General features: G+C 39.3%; 25 protein-coding genes, 1 tRNA gene and 1 pseudogene. 4 read left to right on the forward strand and 23 right to left on the reverse strand.

Annotated features, from left to right (window positions below; genetic code table 11):
- The 11 genes and pseudogenes from E7C97_RS03925 to E7C97_RS03975 all read right to left on the reverse strand — a co-directional run.
- Window positions 1-69: pseudogene (locus E7C97_RS03925) on the reverse strand (fructose/tagatose bisphosphate aldolase); the annotation flags it as partial.
- Between the two features lie 135 nt (window positions 70-204).
- Window positions 205-1,536 (reverse strand): sensor histidine kinase VncS, encoded by a 1,332-nt coding sequence (gene vncS / locus E7C97_RS03930; protein WP_316108215.1) that lies wholly within the window; start codon window positions 1,534-1,536, stop codon window positions 205-207.
- Window positions 1,533-2,189 (reverse strand): response regulator transcription factor VncR, encoded by a 657-nt coding sequence (gene vncR / locus E7C97_RS03935; RefSeq protein WP_316108216.1) that lies wholly within the window; start codon window positions 2,187-2,189, stop codon window positions 1,533-1,535. Before vncR ends, vncS begins: the two co-directional genes overlap by 4 nt.
- A gap of 70 nt (window positions 2,190-2,259) precedes the next feature.
- Window positions 2,260-3,639 carry an ABC transporter permease subunit Vex3 gene (gene vex3, locus E7C97_RS03940; RefSeq protein WP_316108217.1) on the reverse strand — a complete coding sequence of 460 codons (1,380 nt, stop codon included), beginning with the start codon at window positions 3,637-3,639 and terminating at the stop codon, window positions 2,260-2,262.
- Between the two features lie 47 nt (window positions 3,640-3,686).
- Window positions 3,687-4,334 (reverse strand): ABC transporter ATP-binding subunit Vex2, encoded by a 648-nt coding sequence (vex2, locus tag E7C97_RS03945; protein WP_316108218.1) that lies wholly within the window; start codon window positions 4,332-4,334, stop codon window positions 3,687-3,689.
- Between the two features lie 13 nt (window positions 4,335-4,347).
- Window positions 4,348-5,625 (reverse strand): ABC transporter permease, encoded by a 1,278-nt coding sequence (locus E7C97_RS03950; protein WP_316108219.1) that lies wholly within the window; start codon window positions 5,623-5,625, stop codon window positions 4,348-4,350.
- A 125-nt stretch (window positions 5,626-5,750) separates the two neighbouring features.
- On the reverse strand, window positions 5,751-6,362 hold the full coding sequence (locus E7C97_RS03955) for a CPBP family intramembrane glutamic endopeptidase (protein WP_316108220.1): 612 nt from the start codon (window positions 6,360-6,362) through the stop codon (window positions 5,751-5,753).
- 288 nt (window positions 6,363-6,650) lie between these two features.
- Window positions 6,651-6,736: transfer RNA gene (locus E7C97_RS03960), tRNA-Leu, on the reverse strand.
- A 42-nt stretch (window positions 6,737-6,778) separates the two neighbouring features.
- Window positions 6,779-7,354: an isochorismatase family cysteine hydrolase gene (locus E7C97_RS03965; protein ID WP_316108221.1), complete on the reverse strand. Its 576-nt coding sequence runs from the start codon at window positions 7,352-7,354 to the stop codon at window positions 6,779-6,781.
- On the reverse strand, window positions 7,354-8,142 hold the full coding sequence (codY, locus tag E7C97_RS03970; protein WP_316108222.1) for a GTP-sensing pleiotropic transcriptional regulator CodY: 789 nt from the start codon (window positions 8,140-8,142) through the stop codon (window positions 7,354-7,356). The genes E7C97_RS03965 and codY overlap by 1 nt, the downstream gene beginning before the upstream one ends.
- Before the next feature lie 272 nt (window positions 8,143-8,414).
- A complete protein-coding gene (locus E7C97_RS03975; protein ID WP_316108223.1) occupies window positions 8,415-9,992 on the reverse strand; it encodes a DEAD/DEAH box helicase in 1,578 nt (525 codons plus the stop codon).
- A 368-nt stretch (window positions 9,993-10,360) separates the two neighbouring features.
- Between E7C97_RS03975 and E7C97_RS03980 the strand changes: the two genes are divergently transcribed.
- The 4 genes from E7C97_RS03980 to E7C97_RS03995 all read left to right on the forward strand — a co-directional run bounded on the left by E7C97_RS03980 (window position 10,361) and on the right by E7C97_RS03995 (window position 15,087).
- Window positions 10,361-11,677, forward strand: a complete 1,317-nt coding sequence (locus tag E7C97_RS03980; protein WP_316108224.1) for an FAD-containing oxidoreductase — start codon at window positions 10,361-10,363, stop codon at window positions 11,675-11,677.
- An 86-nt stretch (window positions 11,678-11,763) separates the two neighbouring features.
- Window positions 11,764-13,107 (forward strand): lipid II isoglutaminyl synthase subunit MurT, encoded by a 1,344-nt coding sequence (gene murT, locus E7C97_RS03985; RefSeq protein WP_316108225.1) that lies wholly within the window; start codon window positions 11,764-11,766, stop codon window positions 13,105-13,107.
- A complete protein-coding gene (gene gatD / locus E7C97_RS03990) occupies window positions 13,107-13,889 on the forward strand; it encodes a lipid II isoglutaminyl synthase subunit GatD (RefSeq protein WP_316108226.1) in 783 nt (260 codons plus the stop codon). The genes murT and gatD overlap by 1 nt, the downstream gene beginning before the upstream one ends.
- A gap of 115 nt (window positions 13,890-14,004) precedes the next feature.
- Window positions 14,005-15,087, forward strand: a complete 1,083-nt coding sequence (locus E7C97_RS03995; protein ID WP_316108227.1) for a Xaa-Pro peptidase family protein — start codon at window positions 14,005-14,007, stop codon at window positions 15,085-15,087.
- 45 nt (window positions 15,088-15,132) lie between these two features.
- Here the strand turns inward: E7C97_RS03995 and E7C97_RS04000 are convergent, their stop codons facing one another.
- The 12 genes from E7C97_RS04000 to E7C97_RS04055 all read right to left on the reverse strand — a co-directional run bounded on the left by E7C97_RS04000 (window position 15,133) and on the right by E7C97_RS04055 (window position 25,648).
- Complete coding sequence (locus tag E7C97_RS04000) at window positions 15,133-15,675, reverse strand: GNAT family N-acetyltransferase (protein ID WP_316108228.1); 543 nt, start codon at window positions 15,673-15,675, stop codon at window positions 15,133-15,135.
- A gap of 446 nt (window positions 15,676-16,121) precedes the next feature.
- Window positions 16,122-16,946, reverse strand: coding sequence for an ammonia-dependent NAD(+) synthetase (nadE, locus tag E7C97_RS04005; RefSeq protein WP_316108229.1), 825 nt, complete (start codon window positions 16,944-16,946; stop codon window positions 16,122-16,124).
- A complete protein-coding gene (locus tag E7C97_RS04010) occupies window positions 16,943-18,403 on the reverse strand; it encodes a nicotinate phosphoribosyltransferase (RefSeq protein ID WP_316108230.1) in 1,461 nt (486 codons plus the stop codon). Before E7C97_RS04010 ends, nadE begins: the two co-directional genes overlap by 4 nt.
- A 107-nt stretch (window positions 18,404-18,510) precedes the next feature.
- The gene (locus E7C97_RS04015; RefSeq protein WP_316108231.1) at window positions 18,511-18,999 is read right to left on the reverse strand and encodes a DUF6773 family protein; all 489 of its coding nucleotides are present in this window, start codon (window positions 18,997-18,999) and stop codon (window positions 18,511-18,513) included.
- Window positions 18,989-19,198 carry a helix-turn-helix transcriptional regulator gene (locus E7C97_RS04020; protein WP_001107501.1) on the reverse strand — a complete coding sequence of 70 codons (210 nt, stop codon included), beginning with the start codon at window positions 19,196-19,198 and terminating at the stop codon, window positions 18,989-18,991. The genes E7C97_RS04015 and E7C97_RS04020 overlap by 11 nt, the downstream gene beginning before the upstream one ends.
- Window positions 19,199-19,347: 149 nt before the next feature.
- On the reverse strand, window positions 19,348-19,944 hold the full coding sequence (locus E7C97_RS04025) for an HAD family phosphatase (protein WP_316108232.1): 597 nt from the start codon (window positions 19,942-19,944) through the stop codon (window positions 19,348-19,350).
- A 36-nt stretch (window positions 19,945-19,980) separates the two neighbouring features.
- On the reverse strand, window positions 19,981-20,406 hold the full coding sequence (locus tag E7C97_RS04030; protein ID WP_080982689.1) for a GNAT family N-acetyltransferase: 426 nt from the start codon (window positions 20,404-20,406) through the stop codon (window positions 19,981-19,983).
- Window positions 20,407-20,506: 100 nt separating this feature from the next.
- Window positions 20,507-21,880 carry an amino acid permease gene (locus E7C97_RS04035; protein WP_070459129.1) on the reverse strand — a complete coding sequence of 458 codons (1,374 nt, stop codon included), beginning with the start codon at window positions 21,878-21,880 and terminating at the stop codon, window positions 20,507-20,509.
- An 82-nt stretch (window positions 21,881-21,962) separates the two neighbouring features.
- Window positions 21,963-22,445 (reverse strand): transcription elongation factor GreA, encoded by a 483-nt coding sequence (greA, locus tag E7C97_RS04040; protein ID WP_000818756.1) that lies wholly within the window; start codon window positions 22,443-22,445, stop codon window positions 21,963-21,965.
- 354 nt (window positions 22,446-22,799) lie between these two features.
- The gene (mltG, locus tag E7C97_RS04045; protein WP_316108233.1) at window positions 22,800-24,560 is read right to left on the reverse strand and encodes an endolytic transglycosylase MltG; all 1,761 of its coding nucleotides are present in this window, start codon (window positions 24,558-24,560) and stop codon (window positions 22,800-22,802) included.
- An 81-nt stretch (window positions 24,561-24,641) separates the two neighbouring features.
- Window positions 24,642-25,136, reverse strand: coding sequence for an N-acetyltransferase (locus E7C97_RS04050; RefSeq protein WP_316108234.1), 495 nt, complete (start codon window positions 25,134-25,136; stop codon window positions 24,642-24,644).
- Window positions 25,133-25,648: a GNAT family N-acetyltransferase gene (locus tag E7C97_RS04055; RefSeq protein ID WP_316108235.1), complete on the reverse strand. Its 516-nt coding sequence runs from the start codon at window positions 25,646-25,648 to the stop codon at window positions 25,133-25,135. The genes E7C97_RS04050 and E7C97_RS04055 overlap by 4 nt, the downstream gene beginning before the upstream one ends.
- Window position 25,649: the final 1 nt, after the last annotated feature.

Consider the following 25,649-nt stretch of genomic DNA (forward strand, 5'->3'; position numbering starts at 1 on the left):
AAATCCACCAACTGCATAACCGTTGTCACGAGCTGCTTGGACAAATTTTTCTGCTGAAACGATTGCCATTTTATCAGGCCTCCTGTATATTTTTATGGGACATCCCATTTACATTGTTCATTTTATCACTTTTTAGCAAAAAAAGCTAGTTTTTCCCATACTTTAGATTGAATTTCTTCCAATTAGATAGATGTAAACCCTTTCTTAATCACTTTCCAACTCGGTCTGAGGTAGCTTCATGAAAAATACTAGGTGATCTTCAGCTCTTTCAAAATGATAGTTAATTTCTTCATTTTCTAATAAACTTTTGACCACGAAAAGTCCCAAGCCAGCTCCCTTACTTTGTCGACTAGAAGCCGTAAAGGATTGTTCAAACTTATCTTGCTCCTCAGGTGTACAGGCGTTCTCAATGAAAACCCAACCATCTTTTGCTCCAATTTTTAGATAGCCTCCTTGAACAGAGTGTTTCACAGCATTACTGATAAGATTGGAAAGAATAAGCTTGAGTACAGAAGGATTTAGATAAGTTTGTTGGTTAGTCAGTTGATTGTCTACAGTGATTTCTCTCTCTTTGGCTAATAAGTCATAGTCCTTCAATAGAAGATTGGTCATATCCAAAAGATTGATTTCTTCCTTCTTATCTCGCAATTCCTGTACCGAAGAAAGGGATAGAATTTGCTGGACATGGTGACTTAAATCATCCACAATTCCTAGAGAAACTCCCAGATAACGATCACGATCTTTATAGCGACCAATATTGGCTTGCATATTTTCCAAAAGAATCTTTAGACTAGCAAGAGGTGTCTTGAGCTCATGGGAAGCTCCTCGCAAAAACTCAACCTTCATCTTTTCAAGCTGGAGGATGGCCTCGTTCTTTTCATGCAAGTCTGCAATGACCGTCAAGAGATGCTGATAAAGGCTATTGATTTGTTCTTTGAGATCGCCAATTTCATCCTTAGAATCCACGCGCAACCTCACTTCTGCATCCAAATCCATCATTCGTCGAGTCACTCGTTTGATTTCCAAAATAGGAGCAACAATGGTTCTAGCATAGATAAAGGCGATGAGAAGCGAAATGATGAAAGACGCTAATAAAGTATAAGGCAGAAATTGAAGACTGATGTCTTCTGCTTCTTTCTGCAAATCCATAGATGCCAAGAATTGCAAGGTCATCGTCTGACCATCCTTGGTTTGAACTTCTCTTTCCTCAATAACCAAGGAGGCCGTCTGTCGTTGTTTATCAATGGGAAGATTATCATTGACTTCCAACTTATCCTGAGTCATCTCTCCCTTAACAGCTCCCTTAATATCACTGCTTTTAGAATAAAGTTCAAGGACTTCCTGAATAGCTTGACTATCTTTACCTTGGAGAGACTGGGCAATTTCTGTAGCCTTTTGCCCGATGCTTTCCTGACGGTGACTGAGATAGGTCGGAGGAAAGAGAAAATAGATGGCCAAATGCAAACAAATGACCAAGGTAGAAAATACCGAGAAGGTATAGATAAAAATTTTTTTAAATAAACCTGAACGTCTCATTTTCTCTCCAATTTATAACCAACATTGCGCACGGTAAGAATACAATCTAAATCCAATTTTTTCCGTAGTTCCTTGATATAGACATCGATCACTCTGTCAAAAGGAACCTCATCTGTCATCTTCCATACAGCATCGATAATTTGCGACCGTGTTAAGGCTCGACCTTCATTTTTAACCAGATAGTCTAAAATTTCCAGTTCTTTTGCATTCACTGCAACTTCTTGACCAGCCACTTTGGCGCTATAACTGTCAAAGTCTACCTCAGTATCTCTATAGGTGAAAATACGACCAGTATCATAATAACGTTTAAAGATGGCATCCACTCGTACTTTTAACAAAGATAGAGAAAAAGGCTTTTCCAAATAACCATCAGCTAATGCAGCAAAGGCACTCATCTTATATTCTTCGTCCTGAAAGGCTGTCAACATCAAGACTGGAACTTGGCTGTTTTTACGGATTTCTGACAAAACCTCTAAACCATTGAGTTTCGGCATTTGAATATCTAAGAGAACCAGGGCAACTTGGTGGTTGGCAAATTGTTCTAAGGCCTCAAGGCCATCAGCTGCCTGAATGGTTTCATATCCACAATCCGTCAAATAGTCACTAATCCCCTCACGGATCATGTCTTCATCTTCTACAATTAGAATTTTCATATAAATCCTTTTCTATCAAAAATGCTACCTATATTATATCTCATTTGAATGAGAATAGGTAGCATGTTTTTTATTCACTATCCAACAAGAGTTCTTTTGGTTGTTTAAAGAGGAGATTGCTGGAAGCAAGTGCCATAACTAGCACTACTAGAACTAAGCCAAGTACAAAGATGATGGCAAAGTCCGAAGGTTGAATGGAAATATCCAGACTTGAAAGTGTCTTGCTAAAGCCGTCGACTTCTGCACCACCACCAAGATTAGAGGCTTGGGCTGCCTTACTAGCCTGCTTAGCCACATCTGATGTGACATTTGCAAGAACTGTATTTCCAATGGCACGAGCAGTATAGTTAGCTAAGAAGTAAGCTGAAATTAGTGCTGGAATTGCAATCATAACTGCTTCTGTGATAAATTGTCCTAGAATACTTGCTTGTTTAAGACCAATTGAAAGGAGAATTCCAACCTCTTTACGACGGGCGTTAATCCATAGTGTGAGTAAGAGAGCAAGTAGAAGAACTGAGAAGCTCAAGCTACCCCAGAAGATAAGATTGGCCATCTTGTACATGCCTGAGATAGATTGTTCGAGGGCAGGATAGTTAGATGAACTCTTAATCAAACTATACATCTTCCAGTTGATGCCGTTGATCGACCCTAATTCTTGCATGACAGTATCTAGGTTCTTATCTCCAGCCACAAAGAAGGTAGCATCTCCATAAATAGCTGTATCTTCTGTATAACCATAGAGTTGGGCAGCTGTGTGAATATCTGTGATAGCTGTATTCTCATAAAGTTCTTGTGAATAGGTCACAGCAGATTTGTTGTGTCCATCAAAAAGTCCTTTGATCGTTACTTCTACTGTTTCCTTGGCTCCTTTTTCATTATCTGCATCGTAGATATTGGAGTTCAGTTTGACCTTGTCCCCTACTTTCCAGCCATGTTTAGCAGCCAAGTCTTTGTGCATGAGAATCTGGTATTTGTCGTCATTGGTTAAATGCTCACCTTCGACTAGTTTGTAAGAGCCTGACACAAACTTGTCTTCTTTAGAAGAGTCATTGACACCTGTTATCATCAAGCTACTTCCAAAACGTTGAGCTCGATCTGCAGTTAGATTTTTCTTGGTTTCAGGCGTTTCAATAAGTTCATAGCCTGTCAAATCACCGATAGCATTAATCCGTTTGATGTAGGATTCAATGGCCTTGTTCTCGGTAATTTTTTTGATATCTTCACCCTTGATATTCCCCGCACCACGTGGAGTTCCTTGATTGACCCTGCGGTTGATTTGCATGGAGAAACTATTGGTGATATTTTTAAAGGTTTCTTGAGAAGCCTTGGCTGTCGCACCCTTGATAGACAAACCGACCAAACTCAAACTAGCCATCAAGAGAATGATAAGAAAGATCACAATAGACTTGAAAAATTTTCTTGTGACATAGGCAAATGCGTTGTGTAACATAAGATTCCTTTCTAGATTTACTTCCGTTTTTAATATGTTTAAAAGTTTTAGTTACTATTTGTTCTTATTTCAGTCAATTTCTTATCCTTCAATTCAAGTGTAATATCAGACGCCTGTGCTACTTCCTTGCTGTGGGTCACAACGATCACACACTTGCCTGTTTTCTCAGCGAGAGATTTGAGCAAATCGATGATATCCCCAGCAGTCTTAGGATCCAAGTTTCCTGTTGGTTCATCTGCTAAAATCACTGGTGCTTCAGATACAAGGCTACGAGCAATGGCAACGCGTTGTTGTTGCCCACCTGATAATTGAAGAACATTCCGCTTAATCTGACTTTCATCTAAACCAAGTTCAAGAAGAGTCTCCTTGCTGGCCTTTTTATTGACCAAGCGGATATTTTCCAATGGAGAAAGATAATCAATCAAGTTATAGTTTTGGAAAACCAGCGAGATATGGTGCATACGGTGATAAGAATAACCTTGTTCACGAATATCTTTTCCCTCAAACTTAATAGCACCTTCTACTGGGCTATCAAGTCCTGCTAAGAGAGACAAGAGCGTAGACTTCCCTGCTCCTGATTCTCCAATGATGCTATAAAATTTCCCTGGTTCAAAATCGTAATTGATTTTATACAAAACTGCTTCTGCAGTGTTTTTATAACGATACGTAAGATCTTGTAATTGTAGTAAAGTCATGATTTCTCCTTCATTAACTAATAGATGATAAAATTCCCTTAGGTGATTTTCTAAATAAAAAGATAAAACAAAGTGCAACTGACAAGCAGCTAATTATAAGTAGGAAAATATAAGATTCTCCAAATGATAGAAGACTTGTTGTAAGATTCGTTGCCTTTGCCAGAGTATCTTGTAGTGCAGCTTGGTCACCGCTTGCTAGTACAGTCTTCAAGAGATAGGAAGTGATGACATTCCCAGCCACAAATGCAGGTAGAATAGCTGCCACTGAAACCAAGATGACTTCCAGGCAGAATTGGCTAAAGATTGCTCCTTTTCCCTTCCCTAGTGCCAATAAAATACCAACCTCGTAAATACGCTCTCGTAACCAAAGGGACAAGACCAAGACTAGCGCTCCTACACCAGCAATCATCATGCCATAGAGGAAAATTTGTAAGAAGGTTTGGAAGGTCGAAACTGAATCCTTGATTTGTTCAAACGCCTTATTTTCCTTTTCAACTTGATAATCTTTAGTTTCCAGAGATAATTTTTCAACTTCTTGAATGATGCTGTCCATCTCTTTTGGATTTTCTAGATAGAAACGAGCGGCAGTTACTTGAGCTTCCTTATTTCCAAGAAGAGTTTGGCTACTTTCATAGTCTGTATAGACCGTGTTTTCACTAAAGTCTGAGCTAAGACCAGTAAATTTCTCTTGTTTTTTACCTGAGAAAATACCGACTATTTCAAACTCAAGAGTTTTTCCACTACCATTTTCTACTTGACCAGGATTTAAGCTAATCTTATCTCCTAGCTTTAGATTGTTTTTCTTAGCTAAATCTTCGTGGATTAAGATTTTTTTACTATCCCCTTTTTCGATATGCCTTCCTTCTTTAAGGGTAAAGGCGGAACTTGTAAAGGAAACATCCTTGGAAGAATCTTTCAAAGCCATTAAACTGATAAGATTTTTTTCAGCCTCTGTCAAATCATCCCTTTGGATACTTTGTTCTCCAGTAACGACTTCTTTGTCAGTCAACTTAGCTATTGTCTCAAGCTCTGGGGAAATCTCCTCAAGACCTTTTATCTTTTTAAGCTCGTCTAGTTGAGACAGTTGAAAGGTCTGATCTGCTTCTATTCTTTTAATCGAAAAAGATGTATTCAATGAGCGATAGAGATTATTTTCTACTGTTTTGTTGGACTTCATGAGCGTCAAACAAGCCGATATTCCAGCCAATAAGACAAATAGAATCAAGAATAAAATGAGACTTCTCAGTCGTTTTCTGCTGACGTAAGCCCAAGCTCTTTGAGTGGGATTCATATAGCACCTCCATATTTGTAAGACTATTATAATATCCAAATATGAAATGTTTATGAAATAAGAAAAATTTTTGAAATAAAATAAGCCAGTATTTCTACTGACTTTATATTTATAAATCACCCAGATTAAAACAGAGAAAATGCAGCAACTATCCCAGAGAAAATGTTAGCTACAGCATGTATGATCCAACTTGTAAAAATAGAGCCTCCTGCTTTCTTTTCATTAACAAAACCAAGGTAAGCTGCTATTGCTCCGGTAAAAAATATAATGAAAAAAGTGACTTCTAAACTTACTACTGAAGCAAATAATATTCCATGAAGCAGTCCAAAAGTGATAGCCTGTATCGTATTTGCAAAGACAAATGGCGTGTGATTTGCCATTCGTTTCAGTAGAAAACCTCTAAATAGCAGTTCCTCTGGCAAAGATGTTTGCAAAATACTATAAATTAGAATACTTGGTAAAGCCTTATAGCCCATACCAGAAAAAGTCGAAGTAGCCGTTTCTATACTACGTGTTAGAGGAAAGACAAGCATATAAAAAATGGTAAACAAGAGAAAACCACCAATTATCCATGTAATTAGATAAGAATCTTTATCCCTTTTAATAGATTTTAAACCAATCCATTCCAGAAATGGGACTTTCCCCCTCACAGTCAGAAACCACCAGATAGAAGGTAGTAAAATAATAAAGAGAATTTGAATAAAGGCGCTCATTATTCGTTGAAGTTCATTAACCATCGTAATCCCCCTTTACATTTTTGAAATACTTATTTTAAATCAGGAAATACAAGTCTTTAACTATGAAAGCTTTCTGATAAGAACCCTTATAAACTAGGATAGATTAAACTTTTCTACACTACTACCTCTCTAATTTTTCAAAACTGAACTTTTGCCATCTTTTCTATCTCTATTATAGCACTTTTTGAATTGAAAGAAAAAAACCATAAGAAAAAGGTATTCTTCTCCTGGAGATTTATTGCTATGCATTTCAACAAAAAAGAGCTAGCCAAAGCTAGCTCACTACTATGCGGAGAGAGGGACTTGAACCCTCACGACCTAAAGCGGTCACAGGATCCTTAGTCCTGCGCGTCTGCCAATTCCGCCATCCCCGCGTCGATTACTTTTTCAGATTTTTTTCATTTTTTTTGAATACATTATTCTTTGATTTCAACTAGATTTTCATCAAGGAGTTTCGCTCCTAATGTATTCTTAAAATGTCCAAGTGCAAACTGGTGATTTTCAGGCCAGATTGATGCGACTGCTGGCTTAACAACTTCTATCTGATACCCAAGATTATAGGCATCAATAGCCGTATGCAATACACAGATATCTGTAAGAACACCTGTTAAAATGACTGTATCCACGCGACGCTCTCTCAGACGGATATCCAAATCTGTGCCAGAAAAAGCCGAATAGTGACGTTTGTCCATCCAGAAAACACGACTATCGCCAGCATATTCCTGATAGAACTCGGCTAACTTACCATATAGATTACGCCCGCTAGTCCCAATCAGATTATGAGGGGGAAATAGTTTACTTTCTGGATGAAAGACATCATTTTCCTCATGAGCATCAATGGTAAAGAAAATATAATCTCCACGGTCAAATGCTAATCTAGTCACCTGATTGATCGCTTCTGATATAGCTTGAGCGGGAGCTCCAGCTGTCAATTTTCCATGTTCCGCTACAAAATCTTCTGTATAGTCAATCGAAATTAAAGCCTTAGCCATTAATAGTCCCTCTTTTTCACTTCTTCAAAGATATCTGGGATCAAGACCTTAAGATAAGTTCCCTTCATCCCCAGTGAACGACTTTCAATAATTCCTGCTGATTCGAGCTTCCGAAGGGCATTGACAATCACAGAACGCGTAATACCGATACGGTCTGCAATGACTGACGCAGTTAATTGTCCTTCATTGCCTTTCAATTCACCCAAAATAGCTGACACTGCTCGTAACTCAGAGTAAGAAAGAGTGTTGACTGCCATCGTTACGGCTGTACGACGACGGATATTTTTCTCGTCTTCTTCACGTTGGAAGTTCAAAAGCTGAATACCAACCACCGTACTAGCTATCTCAACAAGAATCAAATCCTCATCTTCAAATTTCTTATCATTACGCCAGATAATCAAAGATCCCAAACGAATCCCAGAAACATGGATTGGAGCAATTGTTGTCAAACCTTCTGAGAAATCTGCACGACTCTCAACTGGAAAGATGCTTAATTCGTGATCTACAGTCAGATTTGCTTCTGTATCGTAAATCATATTTGCCCCTTGGATATAGTCCTCAGGGAAAATCTTTGTTTGGAAGAACTGCTCTACACGATCATTATTAGTCTTGTAGCGCATGAAATATCCCAAAAGACGTCCCTTACTATTTAGGATACAAGCGTTGCAATCAATAATATCCGCTAATTGGCGTGTGATGGCATTATATGGAAGATCATCTTGTAATTTCTCCTCCGCACGCTTCAGGATAGACGTAATTTTTCTCGTTTTTTCTAATAAATGTGCCATTTTTCACCTCGTATTTAATCGCTTCCATTATATCATAAATTGATCATTATTTCAATAATTATCTGAAAATTGTTTATTGAATTGCAATTCATGACTGTTCGAAAATTTTTACTAGTTTTTTCTAATTTTCTTGTTGACAGGTTTCTAAATTTTTGATAATATAATATTACAAAATAATAAATATATAAATCTATTTTCTCGTATTAAACTTTTCTTGACTCTCGGTCTCCTTATATATAAAAGCGATCCACCTCAGTGAACCGCTTTTTTTATTATTTATCACCCTTGTTACGGATTACAAAACCAGTTTTCTTCTCACTTGAAGTATTACGTGGTTTTTTATTATCCTTACGGTAACGTTTTTCCTTCTCAAAGCGGTCGTTTTTGCGACTGCCTTTTTTGAAATCATCTCGACGTTCACCACGACGATTGTCGCGACGGCGATCACGATCTCGACGATCCTCACCACGACGTCCTCCCTTGCCTTTACCACCGAAGCCATTACCTGATGGTTTAAATGGCAGTGGTTTTTCACGTGCAATCTCAACTTCTGGAAGACTATCTGGATCCTGAACTGTTAAGCTAAGAATGTACATAGCCAATTCTTCAGGACTGAATTCAGCTGCTAATTTACGGGCATCTTTGCTAAATTTCTCGAAATTTCCACGAATAGCTTCATCAGCAAAATCACGTTCAATTTTCTTGAGAGCAACTTGTTTCTTAGCTTGGAAGGCTTCTTCTGCACTTGCAGGTTTGAGACCTTTCATGCGTTTCTTAGTCAAGTTCTCAATGATTTGTAGATAACCCATTTCATTAGGTGAAACGAAGGTAATAGACTGACCTGACTTACCTGCACGCCCTGTACGGCCGATACGGTGAACATAACTCTCAGGGTCTTGAGGAATATCGTAGTTATAGACATGAGTCACACCTGAAATATCCAAACCACGAGCAGCCACGTCTGTTGCAACTAAGACATCAAGGTTGCCATTTTTAAAATCACGAAGGACACGAAGGCGTTTGTTTTGGTCCAAATCTCCATGAATCCCTTCTGCACGGAAACCACGGATTTTAAGCCCACGAGTCAACTCATCCACACGACGTTTAGTACGACCGAAGACGATAGACAATTCTGGTTGTTCAACATCCATGAGACGAGTCATGGTATCAAATTTTTCTTGTTCCTTAACACGGATATAGTACTGGTCAACTAGTTCTGTTGTTAATTCTTTGGCAGCAATCTTCACATGCTCAGGTTCATTCATGAACTGAACACCGATACGCTTGATAGCTTCTGGCATGGTTGCTGAAAAGAGTAGAGTCTGACGATTTTCCGGTACACGAGAGATGATTGCTTCGATGTCTTCAAGGAATCCCATATTCAGCATCTCATCTGCTTCGTCAAGGATGAGAGTTTCAATGTCCTGCAATTTCAAAGCCTTGCGTTTAATGAGGTCAAGAAGTCGTCCTGGTGTTCCTACTACGATATGAGCCCCTGATTTAAGAGCCTTGATTTGTTTTTCAATACTTGAACCACCATAGACTGAACGAACTTTGACTCCCTTGCTTCGACCAAAACGGAAGAGTTCCTCTTGACTTTGGACAGCAAGTTCACGAGTTGGGGCAATCACCAAAGCTTGGATAGTTGCTTCTTCTGTTCGAATTTTTTCAAGGGTTGGTAAGCCAAAGGCTGCTGTTTTCCCTGTACCAGTCTGTGCTTGACCGATAACATCTTTTCCCTCAAGAGCCAAAGGAATAGTTTGCTCTTGGATAGGACTTGCTTCCACAAATCCTGCTTTATCAACTTCTGCCAAAAGGTCAGCAGACAAGTTAAATTCATTAAATTTCACGTTTTTCTTCTTTCTAAAGGTGGTGCGAAGCCACCCTATAGCGCTTAGTTTATACTTTTCTTTTCATGACGTATTTTCATATCTTCTATGAAAGATCGTGTTGCTTCTTTTCCACAAAAGAAAAGTACTGCTTTCTTTGCAACTTATCTAGTATAACACAAGAAATGGTTAAAAGATAGTCAGACCCTCTGATTAAATCATGTAAACGATTTTTTAGCTTAAGTATTCGTAATATCTTCAATTTGATTAATCAATAACATTCATAAATGACTTGCTCTCAAGGCGGAAGTCTCTTTAATTTTCCGTAGCAGATTTGTGAAATTATTTTTTTCTTGTGCTAGAATGAAATCAAACAGGAGGATTTAAAAATGTTAACATACGATTTAATTGTTATTGGATTTGGTAAGGCAGGTAAAACTCTTGCTGCCAAACTAGCTTCAGCTGGTAAAAAAGTTGCCCTTATCGAACGTAGTAAGGCGATGTACGGCGGAACTTGTATCAATATCGGTTGTATCCCAACTAAAACCTTGCTAGTTGCTGCAGAAAAGAACTTGTCATTTGACGAAGTCATGGCAACAAAAAATACGATTACCAGTCGTCTCAATGGTAAAAACTATGCTACTATTGCTGGTACTGGAGTTGATATCATTGATGCCGAAGCCCACTTTGTTTCTAATAAAGTCATCGAAATTCAAGCTGGTGATGAAAAACAAGAACTAACTGCTGAAACAATCGTCATCAACACTGGTGCTGTTTCAAACGTTTTGCCTATTCCAGGACTATCTACTAGCAAGAATGTCTTTGATTCAACTGGTATCCAAAACTTGGAACAATTACCAGAAAAACTCGGAATCCTTGGTGGTGGAAATATCGGCCTTGAGTTTGCTGGTCTCTACAATAAACTTGGAAGCAAGGTAACAGTCCTAGATGCTCTAGATACTTTCCTACCTCGCGCAGAACCTTCCATCGCAGCTCTTGCTAAACAATACATGGAAGAAGACGGCATTGAACTGCTTCAAAATATCCATACTACTGAAATCAAAAACGATGGTGACCAAGTTCTTGTCGTGACAGAGAATGAAACCTACCGTTTCGATGCCCTTCTCTACGCAACAGGACGTAAACCAAATGTAGAGCCACTTCATCTTGAAAATACGGATATTCAACTAACTGAACGTGGTGCTATCAAGGTGGACAAACTTTGTCAAACAAACGTTCCTGGTGTCTTTGCAGTTGGAGATGTCAACGGTGGACTACAATTTACCTACATTTCACTAGATGACTTTCGTGTTGTTTACAGCTACCTTGCTGGTGATGGCAGCTACACACTTGAAGACCGCCTCAATGTGCCAAATACCATGTTCATCACACCTGCCCTTTCACAAGTTGGTTTGACTGAAAGCCAAGCAGCTGATTTGAAACTTCCATACGCTGTTAAGGAAATTCCTGTTGCTGCTATGCCTCGTGGTCATGTAAATGGTGACCTTCGTGGAGCCTTCAAAGCTGTTGTCAACACTGAAACTAAAGAAATTCTAGGTGCAACTATCTTTTCAGAAGGATCACAAGAAATCATTAATATCATCACTGTTGCAATGGACAACAAGATTCCTTACACTTACTTCACAAAACAAATCTTCACTCACCCAACCTTGGCTGAGAACTTGAATGACTTGTTTGCGATTTAGTTTTATCAAGCAGCCCTCCTTGGGCTGTTTTTCTTTTTCTAAAATCTCAAATCTGTCTTTTTCAGCATTTATGATATAATAGAAACATGAAATTAAAAACTACTTTGGGCCTTCTTGCTGGGCGTTCTTCTCATTTTATTTTGAGTCGTCTTGGACGTGGAAGTACACTCCCTGGAAAACTTGCCCTTCAATTTGATAAAGATATTTTACAACATTTAGCAAAGAACTACGAGATTGTTGTGGTAACTGGAACCAATGGAAAAACCTTGACAACCGCTCTCACTGTCGGTATCCTAAAGGAAATTTATGGTCAAGTTTTAACTAATCCTAGTGGTGCCAACATGATAACAGGAATCACGACTACTTTCTTGACTGCAAAATCTTCAAAAACTGGAAAAAATATTGCAGTTCTTGAAATCGACGAAGCTAGTCTCTCACATATCTGTGACTACATCCATCCTAGTCTTTTCGTTATCACCAATATTTTCCGCGATCAAATGGACCGCTACGGTGAGATTTATACAACCTATAACATGATTTTGGATGCTATTCGAAAAGTTCCTACTGCTACTGTTCTGCTGAACGGTGATAGTCCACTTTTCTATAAACCTGCAATTCCAAATCCTGTTCAATATTTTGGTTTTGATTTGGAAAAAGGTCCAGCACAGCTAGCTCACTACAACACGGAGGGAATCCTCTGTCCTGAATGTCATAGCATCCTCAAATATGAGCTCAATACCTATGCCAACTTGGGTGCCTACATCTGTGAAAATTGTGGATGTAAACGCCCTGACTTGGATTACCGTCTGACAGAATTGGTTGAGTTAACCAACAATCGCTCTCGTTTTGTTATCGACGGCCAAGAATACGGTATTCAAATCGGTGGTCTCTACAACATCTACAATGCTCTGGCTGCTGTCGCTATTGCCCGCTTCCTCGGAGCTGAGCCACAACTAATCAAGCAAGGATTTGACAAGAGTCGTGCAGTTTTTGGACGCCAAGAAACCTTCCAGATTGGTGACAAAGAATGTACCCTTGTCCTTATCAAGAATCCTGTTGGTGCTACCCAGGCCATCGAAATGATCAAACTAGCTCCTTACCCATTTAGTCTATCTGTTCTCCTCAATGCCAACTATGCGGACGGGATTGATACCAGCTGGATTTGGGATGCTGACTTTGAGCAAATTACTGATATGGACATTCCTGAAATCAATGCGGGTGGCGTTCGTCATTCTGAAATTGCTCGTCGTCTACGTGTTACTGGCTATCCAGCTGACAAGATCACTGAAACAAGTAGCCTGGAACAAGTTCTTAAAACGATTGAAGCTCAAGACTGCAAGCATGCCTATATCCTTGCGACATACACTGCTATGCTGGAATTCCGAGAATTACTAGCCAATCGTCAACTTGTTAGAAAGGAGATGAACTAATGGTTTATACTTCACTTTCCTCAAAAGACGGCATTTATCCTTACCAACTAAATATCGCCCACCTCTATGGGAATCTCATGAACACCTACGGAGATAATGGGAATATCCTCATGCTCAAGTACGTCGCTGAAAAGCTGGGTGCCCATGTAACAGTTGATATCGTTTCGCTTCATGATGATTTCGATGAACATCACTACGATATTGCCTTTTTCGGTGGTGGCCAAGACTTTGAACAAAGCATCATTGCTGGTGATTTGCCTGCTAAAAAAGAACACATCGATAACTTTATCCAAAATGATGGTGTCGTCCTTGCTATCTGTGGTGGCTTCCAGCTATTAGGCCAATACTATATTGAAGCTTCCGGAAGACGCATCGAAGGTCTCGGTGTCATGGGACATTACACACTCAACCAAACCAATAACCGATTCATTGGTGACATTAAAATTCATAACGAAGAATTCGATGAAACCTACTATGGTTTTGAAAACCACCAAGGCCGTACCTTCCTCTCAGATGACCAAAAACCACTGGGGCAGGTTGTCTACGGAAATGGAAACAACGAAGAAAAGGTCGGTGAAGGTGTTCACTATAAAAATGTTTTCGGTTCTTATTTCCATGGGCCTATCTTATCTCGTAACGCCAACCTAGCCTATCGCTTGATCACTACTGCTCTTAAGAAAAAATATGGTCAGGACATCGACCTTCCAGCTTATGAGGATATCCTTAGCCAAGAAGTTGCTGAAGAATACAGCGATGTTAAAAGCAAGGCAGACTTCAATTAATATTTAGTTTCCAACATGCTATTAGCTGTTGGAATTTTTTTAGGTTCTTTTCCCCTTCTCCCTTGCATTTTCTACTAATTTTTGCAAAAATAGAGGGGTAGAAAGAAGGTAGCATATGTCTAAATTACAACAAATCCTAACATATCTTGAATCAGAAAAACTAGACGTCGCTGTCGTGTCTGACCCCGTCACAATTAATTACCTCACTGGCTTTTACAGTGATCCACACGAACGTCAAATGTTCCTTTTTGTCCTTGCAGATCAGGAACCGCTTCTCTTCGTTCCAGCACTTGAGGTTGAGCGTGCAACTAGCACTGTCTCATTCCCAGTAGTTGGTTATGTGGACTCTGAAAACCCTTGGAAGAAGATCCAAAATGCCTTGCCTCAGCTTGATTTCAAACGTGTAGCAGTTGAGTTTGATAATCTCATCTTGACCAAATATCATGGCTTGAAGACTGTCTTTGAAACTGCCGAGTTTGAAAACTTGACTCCATTGATCCAACGCATGCGCTTGATCAAATCAGCAGACGAAGTGCAAAAGATGATGGTTGCAGGTGTTTACGCCGACAAGTCTGTTAAAGTTGGTTTTGACAATATCTCTCTTGATAATACGGAAACTGATATCATTGCGCAAATCGATTTCGCTATGAAACGTGAAGGCTATGAAATGAGCTTTGATACCATGGTCTTGACTGGTGACAATGCTGCGAATCCACATGGTATTCCTGGAGCTAACAAGGTTGAAAACAATGCCCTTCTCCTCTTTGACCTCGGTGTGATGGTGAATGGTTATGCATCAGATATGACTCGTACAGTCGCTGTTGGTAAACCTGACCAGTTCAAGAAAGATATTTACAACTTGACTCTAGAAGCTCAACAAGCTGCCCTTGACTTTATCAAACCTGGTGTGACGGCTCATGAAGTAGACCGCGCAGCTCGTGAAGTGATTGAAAAAGCTGGCTACGGTGAGTACTTCAACCACCGTCTCGGTCACGGTATCGGTATGGATGTCCACGAATTCCCATCTATCATGGAAGGAAATGACATGGTTATCGAAGAAGGCATGTGTTTCTCAGTTGAGCCCGGCATCTACATCCCTGGTAAAGTCGGTGTCCGTATCGAAGATTGTGGTGTTGTAACCAAAGATGGTTTCAACCTCTTTACAAGTACCAGCAAAGATTTGCTTTATTTTGATTAAAAAGTATATTACAAAAAATAAGATGGAAAAGCTTAACTTTCCATCTTATTTTTTGATTTGATAATAAATTTTATCAGCTATATAACCTTTTCGTTCAACTGCATTTGGAATTGTCTTCCAAAAAGTCATTCCAGCCTTTTCCATCACACGACCAGATGCAGGATTTAGACTTACATAGCAAGCATCAACCTCTTTAAATTCAATCTCATCCAGACAGTATGATAAAACTGCCTTCAAGGCTTCTGTCATGAGTCCTCGCCCCCAGTAGTCCATCCCTAAGATATATCCGATCTCACAGCTAAAGTTTTCTTCATCCACACTGACCAGACTAATATCTCCAATGACATAGTCTGTATTTTCTTTGAGACTAATGGCCCATTTGTAGTAATTTGGATCGTCATAGGATTTTACCCAATTGCCAATAGAATTTCGAGTCTGTTCGACATTCAGGTGTGGATTCCAAGTCACATAAGTTAGATTTTCTGAGCGTGAAGCCCAATTATCAAACATGGCTTCAGCATCACCTTCCACAAATCTCCTCAGTATCAAACGTTCTGTCTCAATAGTTTGTGTACCTAGTGCTTTCATAATCGTAACTCGCTTTCTATTTGAATGTTCAAGCTAAAAAGGTCCACTGGACCTTCTTAGTTTTCTTATTTCTAGGATCAGGGTAAAAACACTTTACTCATAAACATTGAGAAAACAACAGTTTCCTCTAATTTTATGACGCAGTCGCTGTCTGGCTTGAAATGCACTTTAGCAAGTTTTTTCAAGCCTAGTCATCGTTGCGGGGGTGAGACAAGGAAATCGAACTCTTCGAGTTACCGACCTGCCTCGTTTCCCTATTTCTAGACTCGGGGTAAAAAGGTCCCCCCGACTTTCCTCGCTTCTCTATTTTCAGGCTCGGGCTAAAAAAGTCCCCCGGACTTACTCTCACTTTCTTATTTCTAGGTGAGAGGGTAAAAACCTCCACTGGAGGTTATTCTTGCTTTCTTATTTCTAGGCAAGAAGGTAAAAAGGTCCCCCGGACCTTTTTACTCCCAAAACGTATCAAAGACAGTGATTGGTAAGTGGCGTTTGTGTTGGCCTTTGTACCACCATTTTTCAATGGTTGCTTGAGCTTCTGGGCTGACTTGCTTACCTTCGAGGTAATCATCAATTTCATTGTAAGTAACTCCTAAAGCTACTTCGTCTGCAATACCTGGTTTTTCTTCTTCCAAATCTGCTGTTGGGATTTTTTCATAGAGGGCTGGATCAGCTCCAAGCTCCTTCAAAAGTTGTTTTCCTTGGCGTTTATTGAGGCGATAAAGTGGGAGAATATCTGCACCACCGTCACCAAATTTGGTAAAGAAACCTGTGATATTCTCCGCAGCATGGTCAGTCCCGATAACTGCTCCACTATGAGCTCCTGCGAGTGCATATTGGGCAATCATACGACTACGAGCCTTGATATTTCCTTTGTTAAAATCGGAAACAGGACTGCCTGTTGCTTCTACTGCTGCCGTCATAGCATCAGCAGACTCCTTGATATTCACTACCAGGCTCACATCTGGCTGAATAAATGCTAGGGCTTTTTGAGCATCATCCTCGTCAGCTTGCACTCCATAAGGGAGGCGAACAGCGATAAATTTATAGCTGTCGTCACCTGTTTCTGATCGCATTTCTTCCATGGCTAGTTGAGCCAAGCGTCCTGCCAAGGTCGAGTCCTGTCCCCCAGAAATTCCTAAGACAAATGTCTTTAAAAAAGGATGTTTTTTCAAGTATCTTTTCAAAAAGTCAATCGAACGACGGATTTCTTCCTGGGCATCAATCACTGGTTTAACCCCCAGTTCTTGGATAATGGTCTCTTGCAAACTCATTCTTCTTCTCCTTCGCCCAGAGCTTCTTTACGCATCTTATCAATCAAGTCCATCTTGTCTTGCCATACATCACGAGCCAAGTCAACAGGATAATGTTGTGGGTTAAGAACACGTTTGTATTCGTCCCAGAGCTTGTCAAATTCCTTACGAGCATAGGCTTGGATTTCAGGCAGACTTGGTAAATCATAGACCAGCTTACCGTCCTTGAAGATGTTCACCAAGAGAGGAACGGCATCAAAATTGCGGACAGTTTTCTTGATGTAAGTATAGGTCGGATGGAACATCTTGATTTCAGTCATACTAGTAACATCTACACCATCGTAGGTAATGTAGTCACCTTCAGACTTGCCTTTTTCACGGCTGGTGATACGCCAAACTTGTTTCTTACCTGGTGTTGAAACCTTCTCTGCATTGTTTGAAAGTTTGATAGTATTACGCATCTGACCATTTTCATCTTCAATGGCAACAACCTTGTAAACTGCTCCAAGTGCTGGTTGGTCATAGGCTGTAATGAGCTTAGTCCCGACACCCCAGACATCAATCTTAGCTTTTTGCATTTTGAGGTTAAGGATGGTATTTTCATCAAGGTCATTGGATGCATAGATCTTAGCATCCGTAAATCCTGCTTCATCCAGTTGTTGACGAACTTTTTTAGAAATATAAGCAATGTCTCCAGAGTCAATGCGAACGCCAAGGAAATTAATCTTGTCACCAAGTTCACGCGCAACCTGAATCGCTGCTGGAACTCCGATCCGAAGAGTATCGTAGGTATCCACTAGGAATACACAGTTTTTGTGCGTTGAGGCATAAGCCTTGAAAGCCTGATAGTCATTTCCATAAACTTGAACTAAAGCATGTGCATGAGTCCCTAAAACCGGAATACCAAAGAACTTACCAGCACGCACATTACTGGTTCCATTAGCACCACCAATGACAGCGGCACGAGTTCCCCAGATAGCTGCATCCATCTCTTGCGCACGACGTGTACCAAACTCCATCAAAGGTTCATCTTCAATGACCGAGCGAATACGAGCTGCCTTAGTCGCAATCAAGGTTTGAAAGTTGACGATGTTCAAGAGGGCTGTTTCAACCAATTGACATTGAGCCAAAGGCCCCTCCACTTGAACAATCGGTTCATTGGCAAATACCAAGTCCCCTTCTTGAGCAGAACGTACAGTCAATTCCAACTTGAGATTACGGAGATATTCCAAGAAGGCACCATGATAACCAAGTGATTCCAAATAAGCAATATCGCTATCTGAGAAACGCAAGTTTTCAAGATATTTCACAATTCGTTCCAAACCTGCAAATACAGCATAACCGTTTTTAAACGGTTGTTGGCGGAAATAAACTTCAAAAACTGCTTTCTTGTTATGAATGCCTTGGTCGAAGTAAACTTGCATCATGTTAATTTGATACAAATCAGTGTGTAAAGTTAAACTATCATCTGGGTACATATACTGTCCTTCTTCCCTATTTGTAAAAAAATGAAAATGTTTCTTCTTTTCTCATAAATTAGTACTATTATAACACATTTTCTCGATATTGATAAAAAGCTAACAAGCTATTCCATGCTCTCGAGCTTATCCATATCTTTTTCAAACTTTTTCTGAGCCCATTCACCATAACTTTTCAAACCTAAGTTTCCAATAAATACCCAAGGAAGATAAAAGATATAGGTAAATACCCAAGCAAAAATGTATTTAAGATGTAGAGGATTATGCTGATAAATTTCGATATTGAACTGGTAGTTTTGTAGCATCAAGGTAGCTGTAATCACTAAAGTAAATAACAGACATCCTAAAATTGTAAAATGAAAACGACTATAGTAGGTCACACCGAGATTGCGAGCACGGGTGAAAAAGTAAAAAGTCCCTATGAAAATAATAACGAGAAGCATACTTGGATTAAAAAGGCTTGGTGCTAACACTGCTATGAAATAAGCTAGAAACAACAATCCGATAGAGATATGAAAACTCTCTGCACTAGCTTTATTCATCAGTTGTTCTTCTCTTTCGTCTAATAATTGATAATAATAAAATCTATTTTTCATCTTCTTCCTCCCAAAATAGTTGGTCTAGGGTTTTGCCTAAGCATCTGCAAATGGACTGGCAAAGGGAGAGACTAGGATTATATTTCCCAGCTTCTATCAAGCCGATAGTCTGTCTAGTCACACCTACAGCTTCTGCCAAGTCACCTTGTGTCATATCAAGCTCTACTCGAGCAAGTTTTAATTTTAAATTCTTAGCCACTTCTTACCTCCTTTATAATTTTAAAAAGTTGCGCTTCTTTCTAAGTTCATTATATCATATAGTTTACATTACGCAATATATATCTGTCATTTTGTACATTTTTTTTAACAAAAAACTCTCTACCAGCTAAATGATAGAGAGTTTTCTGCTTATTCAAATTTTTTCAAAATATCTACAACGTCACTTCTCTGTTTGACTTGATAGGCTTTGATGCCTAATGTCTCAGCCATCTTAGTGTTGTCTGCTATATCATCAAGAAAGACACAATTTGCTGGATCCAACTCGTATTTACGGAGGATTTCTTCAAACATTTCTCGATCAGGTTTGATGACCTTAATATCACAGGAAAGAACAAACCCATCTAAAATCTTTTCTAGAGGTGCTAATTGATCTTTCAATAATTCATAAAAAACTGGTGAGGTATTAGATAGGACAAAAATACGATGGCCATTTTCCTTTAAACGTGCAAGAAGCGGAAAGACTTCCGTGTAAATATCGATATAGGCAGGCCAGTTCCAAATGACTTCTTCTACCTTTTTCTGATAGCAATCCCCTATCATAGAAAGAACCTTATCAACCAATTCTTCTCGAGTCAAGGTCCCCAGGTCCAATCTTTCCCAGAGCCCCGACTGGAAAATAGCCTTGTCTAAGATCAGATAATCTTTCTGAGTTTTAGCTACAGCTTTCAAAATCTTATCCTTGTTCCATTCCAATAAAACATTACCCATATCTAGTATGATATCCATTAAGCCAACTCCATTATGATGTGTCGATTTCTTCGATCATTCATTTCCTGTTTTCAAATCCTTTTGATAATAGTATCTTTGTCCAGTGTAGGGATAATCTTTTAAGGTAAAGACTTCCTTGTAGCCCTGCTTTTGATAAAAGGCTGGCGCTTGAAACTGATATGTATTCACAAAAGCAAAGCGACAGTTTCTCTTCTTAGCTTCACTCTCTGCTTGCTGTAATAGTTGGGAGCCGATTCCTTGTCCTCGCAAGTCCTCTTTCACAAATAAATACTCGATTTCTAGCCAATTTCCAAAGGTCTCTGCTACTAAACCAGCCATGAGTTGACCGCTATCGTCTTCGACATAAAGGTTAAGTGGCTCACTTTCAGCTGCTTCTCTCTTAGAACGATTATAGGAGCGAATCAAATTCCCTATTTCCTGTGCTTTCTGAGACTCTGTATTATCCAATCTAATGTGCATCAAAACCTCCTCAAAGACACTTATGCCTTGATTATATTCCTATTTTGAAGAACTGTCAAACTTAAAAAAACTCACCAACCTAAGTTGATGAGAGTATAACTTATTTTCTAAATTTCCATTGACTATAAATACCAAATGCAACAATCCAGATAGCTGAACCTCTAGCTCCCATTACAGTTGACTCTTGTAAGAAGAGTGTTCCAAATACAAAGATAAAGAAGAGCATGGTCAGAGGATTTAGCAAGCGATATTGAGGCATAAGATAGCCATCTGACATAAAGTCTTTAGACTTACGATATTTGAGATGGGCTACCATGATCAAGATGTAGATGGCGATATAAACACCTGATGAAGAAGCCGTAATCAAAGCAAAGGCATCTGATACTCCTGGAAGGACATTGATGAATGCTGCAAAACCAATCAATACGGCAGAAGCAATGATTGCATTCTGAGGAACGTTGTGGCGTGAGAGGGTATCTGCCTTAATAGCTTTCAAGAAACGATTTGGTGAATCATGGGCAATTTGGTACAAGTGACGACCTGTTGAGTAAAGGGTTGAATTCAAGGCTGATGCAGCTGAAGTCAATACAACAAAGTTAATTAAAGCTGCCGCCCACTTAAGACCAACAAGTTCAAATACCGTTACAAATGGTGAATCTGCTGCAGAAAGCTCACGCCAAGGAATAATAGACATGATGGCTAAAAGAGCTCCACCATAGAAAAAGATAATTCGCAAAGGAATTTCCTTAACAGCCTTAGGCAATACTTTTCTTGGATCCTTAGTTTCAGATGTAGTAACACCGATAAATTCAATCATCAAGTATGCAAAGAAAACCATCTGGAAGGCCATGACAAAGTTCATAGCACCATTTGGGAAAAGTGAGAAGTGTTCACTGATATTGGCAAGACTTGCTGAACCATAAGGCGTTTCAAAGCCAGTCAAAACTAGAAAGACACCTGTCGCAATCATGGCAAGAATGGCCACGATTTTGATCATAGCAAACCAAAATTCTACTTCACCAAAGATTTTAACGGCAATCAAGTTCACCAAGCCAAGTATTGTCAGAAATACAACCTGAATCAACCAAGACGGCCAGGATGGAAACCAAAACTGAACATAGTGAGCAATAGCCGTGATCTCAGCCATACCGATAAAGACTACTGAGAGCCAGTAAGACCAGACTGAGAAGTAACCCCAACCCTGACCAAGATAACGGGTAATAAAGTTGATAAAGGTATGTTGCTCCGGATCTTGGTACAACATTTCCCCGATAGCACGCATCATAAGATACATAAAGCCACCCGTAATCATATAGACCAAGACGATTGACGGACCTGTCAAACTAATGGAACGTCCAGCCCCTAGAAACAGTCCCGTTCCAATCGTTCCTGCAATAGCCATAACCTGTACATGGCGATTGGTTAACCCACGTTCCATTTTATTTTTCTTTTTGTGCTTATTTTCTGAATTCATATAGTCTCCTCTAGTTTTGAGAATTAAGAAAAGGAGTGATGGGAAGCGCTTTCCCTATATCTACTCCTTCTTTTCATTCCTATTAAACTGTTTTTTCTACTTTTAAGATTTTAACATCATAGCTTCCTACAGGTGTTTCAATCGTAGCAGTATCACCTGTTTTCTTACCAATCAAGGCTTGCCCAATTGGGCTTTCATTTGATACTTTACCTGCAAAGGCATCTGCACCCGCTGATCCCACGATGATATATACTTCTTCGTCGTCTTCACCAATTTCTTGGATAGTGACTGTTTTCCCGATAGCAACTTCATCTTGAGCAACTGCATCGCTATTGACAATCTCAGCATAACGGATTTTTGTTTCCAAGCTAGAGATTTGTCCTTCAACGAAGGCTTGCTCGTCCTTAGCTGCTTCATACTCACTATTTTCTGACAAGTCACCGTATGAACGCGCAATCTTGATGCGTTCTACAACTTCTGGACGACGAACTAGTTTCAACTCTTCTAATTCTTTTTCGAGTTTTTCCTTTTCTTCAAGGGTCATTGGATATGTTTTTTCTGCCATTTTTCTCAACTTTCTTTTGATTAAATTTATATTTCTTTAGGTAGTAAAGCAAAATTATGTGGTAAACCACATAATTTTACAATGAAGACAAAGTCTTTTAAAAGCTTTCCTTAAATGATTTTGGTCAGTATCGACCTTTTAAAATCTGTGCCTAAATCTAATGATTCTATCACTTCTAGACTCAGGTTCAAAAATTAGGTAGGTTTTTACTTTCGCAATTTCCGAACGCCTAAAACTTGTGAATTTCAGGCGTTTCTAATCATAGCGGAAAGACTGGTAGGACTTGCTTTGATCGTAAAAAAGAGAGTTTTACTTCTACATTCACGAATTTAATAGCAAATCTTGTTCTAAGAGTTAGTTTGAACTACTTGATTGTGTCAATTTACTGTTGACATGCTCTGCAACGTTTCGATCATGTTCTTCTCGTGTGGTTGCAAAGTAAACCTTGCCATCTTGTACGTTGGCTACAAAGTAGAGATAGTCGCTCTTAGTTTGATTGATACTTGCTTCAATTGCATCTAGACTTGGACTGTCTACTGGGCCAGGCATTAAGCCAAGGTTTGTATAAACATTATAAGGTGAATTGATTGTTGTATCAATTGCTGCATCATCTGCCAAGCTAATATTTTGTCCTAGCTTACCTTCTGCATAGAGAATAGCAATGTTACTTTGGAGCGGCATACCAAGGTTCAAACGATTATAGAAAACTCCAGCGATCAGTTTGCGATCGTCAGTTTTCAATCCTTCTTTTTCCACAAGTGATGCAATGGTGAGGAGTTCATTCACTGTCAAGTTCTTTTCTTTGATTGCAGTATAATGCCCTGACAAGTTTTTGTCCATAGCTGCCACCATTTCATCAATCAAGCTTTCAATAGTTGTGTTTTCTTTGATAGCATAAGTTGCTGGGAATAGGTATCCTTCTAAACGATAACGAACACCACTTTCTTTAGTTGGTAGACTTTCGAGAAGGGTTGGGTACTTAGCAACTAATTGAGAGATGAAGGTTTCATCTTGCACTTTTGCCAAGAAGGCATCAGCAGTCAAAGGTTCTTTAAAGTCTCCTTGAAGCTGACCAACTGTTTGTGCGATTTGATCAAGGGTATAACCTTCAGGGATTGTAAGATTTGCAAGTGCAACTTCTTGAGGTTGAGGCGTTCCACCCTTTTGCAATTCTTTGATGATATCATCTGTACTCATGCTCTTTTGCAAATTATAGTAACCAGATTTTAAATCAGAGTAGTCTTTGTACTTAGCATAAAGGCTAAAGATAAAACCGTGTTTTACCAATCCAGAGTTTTCTAAGGTATCACCAATTTGCTGAAGATTAGCCCCTTCTGGAATCTGAACCGTGACATACTGTTTTGAATTTGCATCAACTGGTTGGAGTGCAGATTCGACATAACGGTAACCGAAGAATCCACCCACACCTAGTAAAATCAATAAAACAAATACTGTTACGAAAAATCCTTTCAAGCGTGATTTTTTCTTTTTCTTGATTGGTTTCACTGATTCTTTACGACTTCTTCTAGGAAGTTCAGTTCTAGTTTCAACTGGAGCAACTGGCTCTTGACTTGGAGTTTCTTTTGCAAGAACTGTTGGTTTCGGTTGAGGTTTAATATTCTTTCTAGCAGGACTTGGTTTAGCCTGATTCGTACGATAAGAAACTGGAATCCTTGTCGAAATAGCATTGAACTCTTTCTCTTCTTCCGCTGGTTGAGCAGGTTCAAGAGGCTTGACGGGTTCAACAGCTTCCGTTGATGGTAGAGGATATGGAGCTACAGCTGGCTCTGAAGCTACAGTTGGCTCTGAAGCTACAACTGGTTCTGAAGCTACAGAAGTTTCAACTGAATCATCTTGTAAAACTGGACGTGGTGGAACTGCTGGAGCATTAGCAAGCAATTCATCCACTAAAGAAACAGAATTGGCCATCAAATCTTCTACAGAAGGTTCTTCCACTGGGTTTTCCGCTTCTGAACTATTACTTAAATTTGAAAACAAATCATCGTTGCTACTTTTAGTATTCGCGATGCCGTCTTCTCTTTTTAATCTTTCTAAATCTCTTAAAATTTGTTCTTTAAAACTTAACTTTTCTTCTTCTCGAGAATTTTCGCTCAAAGGTGTTACCTCCTTGTTGATAATCCATAATATTATATCTTAAAAACTAAAGAAAAGCAACCATAGATGCCTTTCTGATGCCTAATTCGTGTTTTCCCAGACCATGTCATACCATTCTTCACCAGCAAAAGTCGACTTTGATTTTCCTTCATTCACAAAACCATGTTTCTCATAATAGCCAATGAGATAGTCATGGCAGGTTAGATTGATTCCCTCACGCTCATGCTCAAGAGCGAGATCTTTTAAAGCGGTCAATAATTTTCGTCCGACACCTAAAGCTTGAGCTTTCTTAGCAATGGATAGACAAGTCACAGAGATATAGCCACCTTTTTGATGGCTATCATCTTTAATGTCTTCTGTAAAGGACTGGTCTTGTAAATGTCGATGAGGTACTACTGGTCCCTCAATATAGCCTAGTATTTCCCCCTCTTTTTCAGCCACTAAAAAACTGGTCTTAATTTCCTTCAGATGAGCTTCAAAAACAGGACGAGGAATGGCTTCTTCAATTGAAAAATTTTCTAGTTCAATTTCAAAGATACGATCTAAATCTGTCAATCTAGCTTGTCTAATAATCATATTTTCTCCTGATAATAGGGATTCTGCCAACGCATGAGAAAGGCAACTTCACTGCTCCTTTCTCCATCTACGATCCTTTGTTCCACAAATCCATTCATTTCAAAGTAGGCCAGCAACTCATCCTCACAAAGCAGATAAATACCTGGTCTATTTTGCTGACGGGTAACTTCCTTCAAAGCTGCTAGCAACAAGGTTCCAAAGCCTTGCCCCTGAAAATCGGGATCGACAGCTAAATCTTCAAGGATGATTGAGTTCTCACGAATGAATTCCTCATCTCCAATCTCAAGCATCCATTTTCTTAAAGAGGGAATAGGAGGTGTCGTCGCAGTGATATAAGCAATCCCTTGATCATCCAGGCTAGCTAAGAGAAACGTACCCGCATGCTTGCGGATACGTTCTTCTATTATTTCTCTATTCAATACTTCTAGGGAATTTGAAGTACTTTCTTGGATCAAGCAAATCTGATCAATATCTGAATTCTGAGCTTTCCTGATTTTAATTGGAAATTCCATG

It is taken from the genome of Streptococcus sp., from assembly GCF_032481935.1.
GTDB lineage: Bacteria > Bacillota > Bacilli > Lactobacillales > Streptococcaceae > Streptococcus.

Bases quoted from the DNA above. Each gene is read 5' to 3' on its own strand.
- vncS (WP_316108215.1), bottom strand. From the start codon at position 1,536: ATGAGACGTTCAGGTTTATTTAAAAAAATTTTTATCTATACCTTCTCG.
- vncR (WP_316108216.1), bottom strand. From the start codon at position 2,189: ATGAAAATTCTAATTGTAGAAGATGAAGACATGATCCGTGAGGGGATT.
- vex3 (WP_316108217.1), bottom strand. From the start codon at position 3,639: ATGTTACACAACGCATTTGCCTATGTCACAAGAAAATTTTTCAAGTCT.
- vex2 (WP_316108218.1), bottom strand. From the start codon at position 4,334: ATGACTTTACTACAATTACAAGATCTTACGTATCGTTATAAAAACACT.
- E7C97_RS03950 (WP_316108219.1), bottom strand. From the start codon at position 5,625: ATGAATCCCACTCAAAGAGCTTGGGCTTACGTCAGCAGAAAACGACTG.
- E7C97_RS03955 (WP_316108220.1), bottom strand. From the start codon at position 6,362: ATGGTTAATGAACTTCAACGAATAATGAGCGCCTTTATTCAAATTCTC.
- E7C97_RS03965 (WP_316108221.1), bottom strand. From the start codon at position 7,354: ATGGCTAAGGCTTTAATTTCGATTGACTATACAGAAGATTTTGTAGCG.
- codY (WP_316108222.1), bottom strand. From the start codon at position 8,142: ATGGCACATTTATTAGAAAAAACGAGAAAAATTACGTCTATCCTGAAG.
- E7C97_RS03980 (WP_316108224.1), top strand. From the start codon at position 10,361: ATGTTAACATACGATTTAATTGTTATTGGATTTGGTAAGGCAGGTAAA.
- murT (WP_316108225.1), top strand. From the start codon at position 11,764: ATGAAATTAAAAACTACTTTGGGCCTTCTTGCTGGGCGTTCTTCTCAT.
- gatD (WP_316108226.1), top strand. From the start codon at position 13,107: ATGGTTTATACTTCACTTTCCTCAAAAGACGGCATTTATCCTTACCAA.
- E7C97_RS03995 (WP_316108227.1), top strand. From the start codon at position 14,005: ATGTCTAAATTACAACAAATCCTAACATATCTTGAATCAGAAAAACTA.
- E7C97_RS04000 (WP_316108228.1), bottom strand. From the start codon at position 15,675: ATGAAAGCACTAGGTACACAAACTATTGAGACAGAACGTTTGATACTG.
- nadE (WP_316108229.1), bottom strand. From the start codon at position 16,946: ATGAGTTTGCAAGAGACCATTATCCAAGAACTGGGGGTTAAACCAGTG.
- E7C97_RS04010 (WP_316108230.1), bottom strand. From the start codon at position 18,403: ATGTACCCAGATGATAGTTTAACTTTACACACTGATTTGTATCAAATT.
- E7C97_RS04015 (WP_316108231.1), bottom strand. From the start codon at position 18,999: ATGAAAAATAGATTTTATTATTATCAATTATTAGACGAAAGAGAAGAA.
- E7C97_RS04025 (WP_316108232.1), bottom strand. From the start codon at position 19,944: ATGGATATCATACTAGATATGGGTAATGTTTTATTGGAATGGAACAAG.
- E7C97_RS04030 (WP_080982689.1), bottom strand. From the start codon at position 20,406: ATGCACATTAGATTGGATAATACAGAGTCTCAGAAAGCACAGGAAATA.
- E7C97_RS04035 (WP_070459129.1), bottom strand. From the start codon at position 21,880: ATGAATTCAGAAAATAAGCACAAAAAGAAAAATAAAATGGAACGTGGG.
- greA (WP_000818756.1), bottom strand. From the start codon at position 22,445: ATGGCAGAAAAAACATATCCAATGACCCTTGAAGAAAAGGAAAAACTC.
- E7C97_RS04050 (WP_316108234.1), bottom strand. From the start codon at position 25,136: ATGATTATTAGACAAGCTAGATTGACAGATTTAGATCGTATCTTTGAA.
- E7C97_RS04055 (WP_316108235.1), bottom strand. From the start codon at position 25,648: ATGGAATTTCCAATTAAAATCAGGAAAGCTCAGAATTCAGATATTGAT.